Raw genomic sequence first — 11,288 nt, forward strand, 5'->3', positions numbered from 1 at the left:
TCCCGATGGCGACTGACCCGCTGGCTCATGCCGATCGCTGGTTCTCAGACATTCTCTCGCAAAGGGCGATGGCCCATCCGGCGAAGGACGCATTCGTGGTCGTCGGCACCGACGGAACCGAGAAGCTCCGGCTGACCTATGGCGAGCTGCACGACCAGGTGGAGCGATACGCCGCCGCCCTCGTGGCGCGAGGCCTCCGCGGATCCCGTGCCTTGATGCTGTTCGAGCCCGGCGCAGGGTTCGTGGTTTCCTTCCTCGCCTGCCTCCGGGCCGGCGTCATCGCCTTGCCGTGCCATCTGGCCAAGCCGGGGCGCTCGACCTGGGACCGGCTGGTCGCGATCGTGCGTGACTCCGATTCTGCCTGCATCCTCACCGAGGCGGCCTCGGTGCCGAAGCTCGCCGGCTGGTTCGCCGAAAACCCCGAGCTGTCGTCCCTGCCCATGCTGTCGCCGGACGACCTGGACGCGGATCCCGCGGGCATCGCCTGGCCACGCCCGTCGTCGGATACCCCGGCCTTCCTGCAATACACATCGGGGTCGACCGGCATCCCGAAGGGCACGATCGTCACATTCGGCAACCTCTTCGCCAATGCCGGCGTGATCGGCCCCTGGTGCGGCTTCGACTTCAACGCGGTCGTCGTCTGCTGGCTGCCGCCCTATCACGACCTCGGCCTGATCGGGAACATCCTGCAGTCGGTGTTCGACGGCGCGCTCTGCATCATGCTGCCGCCGGTGTCGCTGATCCAGAACCCGAGGCGATGGCTCGAGACGATCAGCCGGTACAAGGCGACGATCAGCATGGCGCCGAACTTCGCCTATGAGCTGTGCGTCCGCCGGATCCCGGCCGACAAGCGCGAAGACCTCGACCTGTCGAGCTGGGCCTATGCGGTCAACGCGGCGGAGCCGATCAGAGCCTCGACGATCGACGGCTTCAGCGAGGCCTACCGCGACCACGGTTTCCGCGCCGGGACTCACCAGCCGGTGTACGGCCTGGCGGAAGCGACGCTGATGGTCTCCGTCGGTGATCCCGGCCAGGCGCCGGCAATGCTGTCGGTCGATCCGGATGCCCTCGATGCCGGCCGCATCGTCCCCGCCTTGGGGGCAGGATCGCGGATCATCGTCAGCTCGGGGCGGGTTCGGCCGCCCCAGACCGTCGCCATCGTCAATCCCGAGACGCGCGAGATCTGCGGACACGGCGCGATCGGCGAGATCTGGGTCTCCGGCGCTTGCGTCGCCAGCGGCTATTGGCGGCGCCCGGAGGTGACCGAGCAGACCTTCGGCGCCAGGACGACCGACGGACAGGGCCCGTTCCTGCGGACCGGCGATCTCGGCATCGTCATCGACGACCAGCTCTACGTCACCGGCCGGATCAAGGAGGTGATGATCGTCAACGGCCGGAACATCTATCCGCAGGATATCGAGGCCACCGTGCAGCGGTCGCACGACGCGCTCAAGCCCGCAGGCGGGGCGGTGTTCTCGATCGAGCGCGAGAATGCCGAGGCGATCGTCGTGGTCCAGGAGATCGAGCGGTCATGGCTCGCGACCGCCGATCGGGACGAGCTGGTCTCACGGATCTCCGAGGCCGTGTTCCGGGAGCACGACATCGCGGTGTCGGACGTGGTGCTGACGAAGCCGGAGACGGTGCCGAAGACCTCGGCCGGCAAGATCCAGCGGGTTCTGTGCCGGACGCTCTATCAGCGCGGAGAGCTCGAGCGGGCCATCCAGGGCCGCTCCTCTAAGGTGGTTCCGATCACGGTCAAGGTGCCTGGCGAAAGGCTGTCCGAGGCTGCGGCGGCGCCCGCGCCGAACCCTGCCTCCGGCGTCGGGACCATCGACGCGATGATGACCCTGATCACGAACTGGTCGGTTTCGCGCGGTCATGGTGCGCCGTCGCATCCGGGTCAGAGCTTTGCTGAGATCGGGTTCGACTCCGTCAGCTCGGTCGAGCTGACGCATTTCCTCGAATCCGAGCTTCGCCTCGATCTCGACCAGACCCTGCTCTGGACATACACGACGTTCGGCGCGCTGGCGGGCTACCTCGCGGGCAGAGTCGGTTCCCGTGAGACCGGTGCCGCCGCCAGCCGGGAAGCGCCGATCGCGGAGGCGGCCAACTGGTAGCGGCCTCCGCGTTGTGCGCCATGGAGCCCGCCCCCCCGGCGCTCCCGGCAGCACCCATCGTCCCCGTCGATCCCTTTCACCCCCGGCTCCAGGCTTAACCGCCTCGCGCGGCCGCAGGAGTTTCATAACGCGATGTCCGAGAGCGATGTGGCCAGTGCCGATGCTGTGCATGCCGATGACGAGCGGGAGCAGAAGCCCTCCCGATGGGACGCCGGCATCGCCGCGATCAGGGCGGTCGGCGGCGACGACTACGATCGAATGGTGCGGCCGCTTTTCCAGCTTTCGCCGGAGTTCCACCGGCTGTTGATCGAGCACGGATATGGCGAGCTTGTCGGGCGACCGGAGCTGTCGCTGAAGACCCGCGAACTCGTCACCGTCGGTGTTCTTTGCGTCATGGGCAACGCGCCGTCGGCCCTGAAATTCCATTGCGCGGGAATGCTGAACACAGGCTGGACGCCCCGTCAGCTTGTCGAAATCGTCATCCAGTCCTTCGTCCATGGCGGATTCCAGGCGGCATTCAGCGGTCTCGGGCTCGTTCGAGAGGTGCTGCGCGAGCGGGCGATCGATCTGGATACGACGGATCTCGATCCGGCCGTTTCACGGCCGGAGGCCGGCAGCTCCGGTCCTCTCCTGCGGAAGCCGAAACCGGACGCCGACCTCTCCCCGGATCTCGCTCGCCTGATCGCCGAGTTCGGGGACACCGAATTATGGACCCGGCCCGGGCTGGAGCCGAGAGATCGACAGCTGGCGACGCTCGGGATGATCATCGCCAGGAGCAACCAGGCCGGCGATGTGCGGGACGGCCTCGAGGCATGCCTGCGGTGCGGGTGGACCCGATCGGAGTTGATCGAGGTCCTGATCCAGATGACCGGCTACATCGGCTGGCCGCGCGTCCTGGCATTGGCGGGCGCGTCCCTGGAGGTCTTCGAGCGCTACGAGGTCGAGCAGCCTCGCGACAGCGACCAGGAGAAGGAAGGCTTCGACAGCGCCGGCCCAGCCGTGATCGAGGAGGGTTCGCGCTTCGAGAAATGGCCCCGGGTCTGGCGCGGGAGGGAATACCCGCCCGACCAGACCTTCCTCACCGACATCGAGGACATCGCTCCGGATCTCGTCCGCCAATACACGAGCGTCGCCACGCGGGGCGTGTTCGTCCGGCCCGGACTCGATGCCAAGACGCGCGAGCTCGTCACGGTCGCGGCGCTCGCGATGACCGGCCGCGTCATCGATACGGAGCCGTTCAAGCGCCACGTCAATGCCGCGTTGAACGCGGGGGCAGAACGGCAGGAGGTCACCGAGGCCGTTCTTCAACTCCTGCCCTATGCCGGCGCCGTCGTCACGAAGCAGGCGATGGTGCGGCTCGGCGAGGCCCTGTCCGATCGGCAGCCGCGAGTTTTCCCCGATGCGTTCGCCCGACTGGAGGGGCAGGTCTGATGCAAGGTCAGTTGCAGCAGGGGGGCGGTCCGGTCGTCGACCCCGTGGCGATCATCGGCATGGCGTTCCGGCTGCCGGGCGACAACGACACGCCGGCCGCGTTTTGGGACTTCGTCACCTCCGCGAAGGTCGCCATCCGCGACACACCCGCGGACCGCTTCGACATCGCGGCCTGGCATTCGCCGGATCCCGACCGTTCCGGGACGACCTATTCGCGGCGGGCCGGCTATGTCGGCGATCCCTACGGCTTCGATCCGGAGTTCTTCCGCATCTCCCAGGCCGAGGCGCTGGAGATGGACCCGCAGCAGCGCTGGATGCTGCAGCTGTGCTGGAGCGCGCTGGAACATGCCGGGATCGTGCCGTCGAGCCTGCGCGGGCGGCGCGTCGGCCTGTTCCTGACCGCCGGCGACGTCGACTACGCACGCCGGACCGTCGCCTCCGGCGACCCGCACCGCATCACCGCCTGGGGCAAGCTCGGCGCCAACCGCGCGGTCGGCGTCGGCCGCGTTGCATTCACGCTCGGGCTGCAGGGCCCGGCGATCTTCCTGGATTCGACCTGCTCCGCCTCGCTGGTGGCGGTGCATCTGGCGGCGCAGAGCCTGCGCTGCGGCGATTGCGACCTGGCGATCGCCGGCGGCACCAACCTGATCCTCGGGCCGGAGGAGACGATCGGCTTCGCCCGGCTGCAGGCGATGTCGCGGACCGACACCTGCCGCACCTTCGACGCCCGGGCCGACGGCTACATCCGCGGCGAGGGCGGCGCCGTGGTCGTGCTGAAGCGAACCGGCGAGGCGACGGCCGACAAGGATCGGATCGAGGCGCTGCTGGTCGGGTCTGCCGTGAACAATGACGGCGCCAGCAACGGCCTGACGGCCCCGAACGGGGCGGCGCAGGAGGCCGTGATCCGGCAGGCGCTGGCCCAGGCCGGCGCCGGCCCGGAGGATGTCGTCTATGTCGAGGCCCACGGCACCGGCACGCCGCTCGGCGACCCGATCGAGCTCACGGCCCTGCGCAACGCCTATACGCGCGACGTGGCGCGGCGGTCGCCGCTGCTGCTGGGCGGGCTGAAGTCCCAGCTCGGCCATCTCGAAGGGGCAGCGGGCATCGCCGGGCTGGTCAAGGCGATCCTGGTGCTGCGCCATCGGCATGCACCGGCCCAGGCCGGCTTCGACACCCCCAATCCGCGGTTCCGTTGGGACGGGGCCGGGATGGAGGTGCCGCGGACCGGCCGCGACCTGCCGGCCGAGGGCGGCCTGGTGGCGGTGAGCTCCTTCGGCATCAGCGGCACGAACGCCCATGCCGTGCTGGCGCCGCCGCCGACGGCCAGGCCGGCGCAGCAGCCGGACCGGATGCGGGTCCTGACCCTTTCGGCGCGATCACAGGCGGCTTTGGGAAGGCTCGCGGCCGCCTATGAGGCGCCGCTGGACCCTTCCGGACCGGGGCTGCGCGACCTGTGCTACACGGCGAGCGTCCGGCGCGAGCATTGGGACCGCCGGCTGGCCGTGGTCGGCGCTTCGCCTGATGAGATGGCCGCGGCGCTGCGCGAACATGCGGCCGGTGTGCCGTCCGGCCGATGGCACATCGGCAAGGCGGCGCCGAAGAGCCGGCTGGTGTTCCTGTTCCCAGGCCAGGGCGGCTGGCGGCCCGGCGTGGGCGGAGGCCTGTACCGCGACAACCCGATCTTCCGGTCGGCGGTCGACGATTGCCTCGCGCGCCTGGCGCCGGGCGTAGCGGCCGAGGTACAGCGGGCCATCCTCGACCGCGATCCCGCCCGCGCCCGCCACGATCCCGGGCAGCTGGCGCATTTCGTCGTGCTGCATTCGCTGGCCCGCAGCTGGATCAGGCTCGGCATCAGCCCCGATGTGGTGATCGGGCATTCGCTGGGCGAGCACGCGGCGGCGGTCGTCGCCGGCGTGATGTCGCTCGATGACGGGCTCAAGGCGGTGGAGGCGCGCGGCCGGCTGTTCGAGACGCTGCGGCCGCACGGCGCGATGCTGGCGGTGGCCGCCGGCGCCGAATGGCTCGAGACGGCGTTCCGGTTCGGCACGGAGCTGTTCATCGCCGCGATCAACGGGCCGGAGCAGACGGTGCTCAGCGGCACGGCCGCGGCCGTCGCCGGTGCCGAGCGGGCGCTGCTGGAGCAAGGCATCCGGGTGTCGCGGGTGGCGACCTACGACACCCCCGGCCACTCGCCGCTGCTGGCGCCGATCCTGGCGCCGTTCCGCGACGCCCTGGCCCCGATCCGGCTCCAGGCGCCCGAGATCGAGCTGATCTCGACGGTCACCGGCCGCCGCGCCGGGGACGAGATCGCCACGGTCGATCACTGGGTCGACATGGTCGAGCGGCCGGTGCGGTTCCGGGCGGCGCTCGACACCATCGCCAAGGACGGCGTCGCCTTCCTCGAGGTCGGGCCCGGCAAGGCCCTGTCCAATTTGGCGAAGGCGGCCTCCGGCGACTGGAGTCGGGCGATCTCCTCGCTCTGCGACGGCCCCGGCGGCGACGAGGATCCGGAGCCCGACGGCCTGGCCCATGCCTGCGCGCGTTTGTACTGCGCCGGCCACTCGCCGGACTGGCGCCGCCTCTACGGGACCCCGCCATCCCCCGTCGAGGCGCCGACCTACGCCTTCGACCTGAAGCACATCGAGCTGCCGGCCGTGGGGCTGCAGCCGCGCGCCGAAGGCCTGCATCCGGTGCCATCCGCCGAGACCTCGGGCGAGGGGCCGGTCGAGGATGCCGCGGGCTCATCGGCGAACACGCCAGCCGCCGATAGTCTGGCCTCGGTTGTCGAGATCGTTCGTCCCGTCATCGGCGACGCGGTCGACGAGGATGCCGACGCGGCCCTGGTGACCCTTGGCCTTGACTCGCTGGCGCTGACAGCGATCCGCGGCCGCCTGCAGCAGGCCTTCGGTCGAGCCGTCCCGCTGGCCTGGTTCGCCGCCGGTGCCTCGCTGCGCAGCATCGCCGCCTTCTATTCGGACGGGCCGGGCTCTGAGGGCGAGCGGGCCACGCCTGCACCGGCCCAGGCGGCGCCCGCAGCGGCAGAGGCCATCGTCATGCCGATGCCGTCGGTCCGGGAGTCCTCCGACCACGTGCTCACCCTCCGCGACGGCCCGGGCCCGCTGGTGGCGCTGATCCATCCGGTCGGGGGCGACGTCCTGTGTTACGGCGAGCTGGCGGCCGCCTGGCCCGGCGATGCCCGAGTCCTCGGCGTCCGGCACCCGGAAGCCGAGGCGGGCGATGTCCGGTATCGCTCACTTGGCGAGTTGGCGAGGCTATATCGCCGGGCCGTCCTCGAAGCCGCCGGCAGGGTCCCGGACATCGTCGGCGGCTGGTCCTTCGGGGGGGCGGTCGCCCAGGAGATGACCGCCCAATGGGAGGAGGAGGGCGCGCGCATCGCCGGGCTGGTGGACATCGACAGCCCCTTGCCGGACGGCGTCTACGCCCGCCGGATCCGCCGCCTGGTCGACAGTGTCGGGAGAGCGGAAAATGACGGCGTCCTCGACCTGATGATCGGCCATCCGGAATTCCAGGCGGTCTTCAGCGAGCAGCACGGCCTCGGCCGCCTTCGCGCCATCGCCGACCCCGCCACCGTGGAGCGCGTGCTCCGGATCCATGCGGCGAACGCCGCCGCGCTGGCCGGGCACCGGCCGAGGCCGGTTCGGGCGCCGCTGTCCTATGCCCTCGCCCTCCGCGCCGAGAACGCCGGAAGCTCCGACGAGGCTGCTCCCCACCTGGAGGCGCTTTCCAGCGGGCCGCTGCGGATTCTGGGCCTCGACAGCGATCACTTCTCGATCATGCAGCCTCCCGCGGTCGAGGCCGTGGCCGGCTTCCTCGCAGCGGCGGCGAAGCAGATCGTACAGCCCGTGCCCCTGGTGGCCGAGTGAGCGGACGGAAATGATGAACGAGCTCGACACCCTGGTCCGCGGCCGCGACGACGATGGAAGCGTTCCGGCCGCTGGCACTGCCTCGGGCACCGAGGTCCAGCCCGCCCTGGTGCGCCGCGCCCGGGTGATCGGCTGCGGCTCGGCCTTGCCCCGCCGTCGCATGACGAATGAAGAGCTGGCGGCGCTGGTCGACACCTCGGATGAATGGATCGTGCAGCGGTCCGGCATCCGGGAGCGCCGGGTCGCCGCGGCGGGCGAGACGACATCGGACCTCGCTCTGGCGGCGGCCCGCGCCGCCCTGGGCCGGGCCGGGATCGCCGCGGCGGAGCTCGACCTGATCATCCTGGCGACGACCACGCCGGACCGGACCTTCCCGGCCACCGCCGTGCGGGTGCAGGCGGCGCTGGGCATGACCGGCGGCGCCGCCTTCGATGTGCAGGCGGTGTGCTCCGGCTTCGTCTACGCCCTGTCGATCGCCGACGCCATGATCCGCCAGGGCCAGGTGCGGACGGCCCTGGTGATCGGCGCCGAGACGTTCTCGCGCCTGCTCGACTGGTCGGACCGCAGCACCTGCGTGCTGTTCGGCGACGGTGCCGGCGCCGTCATCCTGCAGGCCGGCCTCTCCGAAGGTGGTGCGCAGGGCCGCGGCATCCTGTCGACGCATCTCCACTCCGACGGCCGCCACGAGGACAAGCTCTATGTCGATGGTGGCCCATCCTCGACCCGCACGGTCGGCCATGTCCGCATGGACGGGCGCGAGGTGTTCAAGCATGCCGTGACCAATCTGGCGGCGGTGGCGGACGAGGCCCTCAGGGCGAACGGGCTGACCGCGGCCGACATCGACTGGCTGGTGCCGCACCAGGCCAACCGGCGCATCATCGAGGCCACGGCGCGCAAGCTGGACCTGCCGCAGGAGAAGATCGTGCTCACGGTCGACCGGCACGCCAACACCGCCGCCGCCTCGATCCCCCTGGCCCTGGACGACGCCGTCTCCGACGGCCGTATCCGCGAGGGTGACCTCGTCCTGATCGAAGCGATGGGCGGCGGCCTGACCTGGGGCGCCGCCCTGGTCCGCTGGTAACGGGTGGAGACTCGGAATGGACGATGTGATGACCCGGCGCGGCGACGCGGAGGGGTATTTTTTTGAGGACCTCGCCGTCGGCATGTCGGCCAACTTCGGCAAGACGGTGACCGAAGCGGACATTCTGCTGTTCTCGGGCGTATCCGGCGACACCAATCCGGTGCATCTCAACCAGGTCTACGCCGAAGGCACGCGCTTCCGGGGACGGATCTCTCACGGCCTGCTCAGCGCCGGTTTCATCTCAGCGGTCATCGGCACCCGGCTGCCGGGGCCGGGCTCGATCTACGTCTCGCAGAGCCTGCAGTTCAAGGCACCGGTGCGGCCGGGGGATACCGTGACGGCGCGCGTCACAGTGGCCGGAATGATGCCCGAGCGGAACCGGGTGGTGCTACAGACCCGATGCTATGTCGGAGACAGGCTCGTGATCGACGGCGAGGCCGTGATCCTCGTGCCGTCCCGCGCTACCATCGCGAACAGCGGCTGATTCGGCTTGGCGGCGACCGGGGCCAGCCCTCGAAGCTGAAGTTTCGGGGTGCAAGGAGGCCATGATGCGGAGTGCCGGAAGCGTCGCAGGACCGCGTCTCGAATTCGGTGGGCTCGATGCCGACGTCACCGACGAGGAGCGGCAGCTGCAACGCCGGCTCAGGACCTTCGCGCTGGAGGTGATGCGCCCCGTCGCCGACAGGCTCGACCCGATGCCGGCCGCGGAGGTGACGGCGCCGTCATCCCCCCTGTGGCGGTATCTCGACGATTTCGAGCGGCTGGGCATCGGCCCCTCGACCCTGGCGGCGTTGGGACCGGACCGGCTGCGGCGAACGCTGCCCCTCCTGTTCGAGGAGCTGGCCTATGGCGATGCGGGGTTGGCCGTCGCGGCGTTCACATCGAAGATGCCGGCATCCACGGCCCTGGCGACGGGCAATGCGGAGCTGATCGAGCGGTTCGGCAACCTGCGCGGCTGCTGGATCGCGATCCTGGCGGATCGGGGGTCCGACGCGATCGACCATGAGGGCTTCGAGCTGGCGGCGGGATCGCGGCAGTCCGAGGGTAGCCTGCAGGCCGTCATGGGCCCGACCGAGGTCGTCCTGACCGGGGTCTCGTCCGACTGGATCTCCTGCGCCCCGATCGCGGAATGCGCCCTGATCCATTGCCCGGCCGACCATGGCGACGGCGTCGGACGGCCCGATGGCGGGGTCAACGGCGTCGCCCTGCTGGTGCCGTTCGACCTGCCGGGCGTCGAGCGCGGGCCGCCGGTCGAGAAGATCGGGCAGCGATCGCTGCCGACCGGGCATGTGCGGTTCGACCATGTCCGGGTTCCCAGGAGCTACATCGTCAAGGGCCGGGAGGATTTCTACGCGTCGATGTTCGCGACCCACACATCCGGGGCCATGAATGTCGCGGCGGTCGCGACGGGCATCGCGCGGGCCGCTTTCGACCGGGCGTTCGGCTATGCCAGGGAGCGCGAGCAGGGCGGCGTGCCGCTGGTCCGCCACCAACTCGTCCGGTGGCGTCTGTGGGAGATGTGGCGGAAGCTCGAGATCTGCCGGGCGGCCGTCCGCCGTGCAGCGGCCTATAATTTTTCGGCGCAGGGTCCCCACATCCTGTCGTCGATCGCTGCGAAGACGACCGCGACGAAGACAGCGCACGAGATCGTCCTGGACGCGCAGCAGATCTTCGGGGCGAAGGGGCTGGCGAGAGACGCCATCGTCGAGAGGCTGCTGCGGGATCTCGATGTCTGCCTGATCCAGGGCGGCGAGAACCACGCCCTGGGACTGCAGGGCGCGAACTGGCTGCTGCAATCCTATGAGGTCGGCGCGGGCCTCGAAGCCTGATGGTTGCGGGGCACGGCCGGAAACCGTGCCGGGCGATCGGATCTAAGAGTCCGACTCATAAAGCGGAGGGAAGTCTGGCGAGGCGTTTGGAGAGGAGTCGGGCGTGGGCGATCCAGAGCCAGGCCTGGGCGCTGGCGACGGTAGCCTCGAAGTCCTTTGCGAGTCTTCGGCACCGGCCGAGCCAGGCGAAGGTGCGCTCGACGACCCAGCGCCGTGGCAGCAGGACGAAGCCGCGGGCGGTATCCGATCGTTTGACGATCTCGATGGTCCACCGTCCCAATCCGGCGAGCGCGGTCGCCAGTTTGTCGCCGGCATAAGCCCCGTCGGCGAACAGGTGGCGCAGCCAGGGATACAGCGTCCGCACCGAGGCCAGAACGGCCGTTGCCCCGTCGCGATCTTGGACGTCGGCCATATGGACATCGAGCCCGAGGAGGTGTCCGGCGGTATCGGTGACGATATGGCGCTTGCGGCCCTTGATCCTCTTGCCGGCATCGAAGCCCCGTGGACCGCCCGCCTCGGTGGTCTTGACCGACTGGCTGTCGATCACCCCGGCCGACGGGCTGGCCTCGCGGCCGGAGGCCTGGCGCGACAGCATGACCAACTCATGATTGATCCGCCGCCATACGCCGTCGTCGCGCCAGGCGTAGAAGAACCGCTGCACCGTCGTGAAGGGCGGGTAGCTGTCCGGTAGCAGCCGCCACTGACACCCGCTCGACGCGATGTAGAACAGCGCATTCACCACCGCCCGAAGATCGGTGGTCCGCGGCCGGCCCAGCCGCCGTGGCGGCGGCAAATACGGCGATATCAGCCGCCACTCCTCATCCGTCGTATCGCTTGAATAGCGCAGCCCCTTCCGCCGATACTGCGCCCGAGTGATATCAGTCCAGACCATCTTGTGCTTCGTCGTAGCTCGCAACCACGACCGAATCACAACTGACTGATATCA

General features: G+C 69.9%; 7 protein-coding genes. 6 read left to right on the forward strand and 1 reads right to left on the reverse strand.

What is annotated here, in order from left to right:
* The first annotated feature begins 5 nt into the window (after window positions 1-5).
* The 6 genes from FFK22_RS04860 (at window position 6) to FFK22_RS04885 (ending at window position 10,342) form a co-directional block, all read left to right on the forward strand.
* A complete protein-coding gene (locus FFK22_RS04860) occupies window positions 6-2,117 on the forward strand; it encodes an AMP-binding protein (RefSeq protein WP_138890177.1) in 2,112 nt (703 codons plus the stop codon).
* A 132-nt stretch (window positions 2,118-2,249) separates the two neighbouring features.
* Window positions 2,250-3,548 carry a carboxymuconolactone decarboxylase family protein gene (locus tag FFK22_RS04865; protein ID WP_138890178.1) on the forward strand — a complete coding sequence of 433 codons (1,299 nt, stop codon included), beginning with the start codon at window positions 2,250-2,252 and terminating at the stop codon, window positions 3,546-3,548.
* Window positions 3,548-7,432 carry a type I polyketide synthase gene (locus FFK22_RS04870; RefSeq protein ID WP_221938394.1) on the forward strand — a complete coding sequence of 1,295 codons (3,885 nt, stop codon included), beginning with the start codon at window positions 3,548-3,550 and terminating at the stop codon, window positions 7,430-7,432. Before FFK22_RS04865 ends, FFK22_RS04870 begins: the two co-directional genes overlap by 1 nt.
* 13 nt (window positions 7,433-7,445) lie before the next feature.
* A complete protein-coding gene (locus FFK22_RS04875; protein WP_186002310.1) occupies window positions 7,446-8,513 on the forward strand; it encodes a beta-ketoacyl-ACP synthase III in 1,068 nt (355 codons plus the stop codon).
* A gap of 16 nt (window positions 8,514-8,529) precedes the next feature.
* Window positions 8,530-8,997, forward strand: coding sequence for a MaoC family dehydratase (locus FFK22_RS04880; RefSeq protein WP_138890179.1), 468 nt, complete (start codon window positions 8,530-8,532; stop codon window positions 8,995-8,997).
* Window positions 8,998-9,061: 64 nt separating this feature from the next.
* Window positions 9,062-10,342: an acyl-CoA dehydrogenase family protein gene (locus FFK22_RS04885; protein WP_186002311.1), complete on the forward strand. Its 1,281-nt coding sequence runs from the start codon at window positions 9,062-9,064 to the stop codon at window positions 10,340-10,342.
* Window positions 10,343-10,397: 55 nt separating this feature from the next.
* Here the strand turns inward: FFK22_RS04885 and FFK22_RS04890 are convergent, their stop codons facing one another.
* Window positions 10,398-11,234 carry an IS5 family transposase gene (locus tag FFK22_RS04890; protein ID WP_143956798.1) on the reverse strand — a complete coding sequence of 279 codons (837 nt, stop codon included), beginning with the start codon at window positions 11,232-11,234 and terminating at the stop codon, window positions 10,398-10,400.
* Window positions 11,235-11,288: the final 54 nt, after the last annotated feature.

It is taken from the genome of Mycobacterium sp. KBS0706 (genome assembly GCF_005938675.2).
In the GTDB taxonomy this organism is placed as follows: Bacteria; Pseudomonadota; Alphaproteobacteria; order DSM-16000; family Inquilinaceae; genus Inquilinus.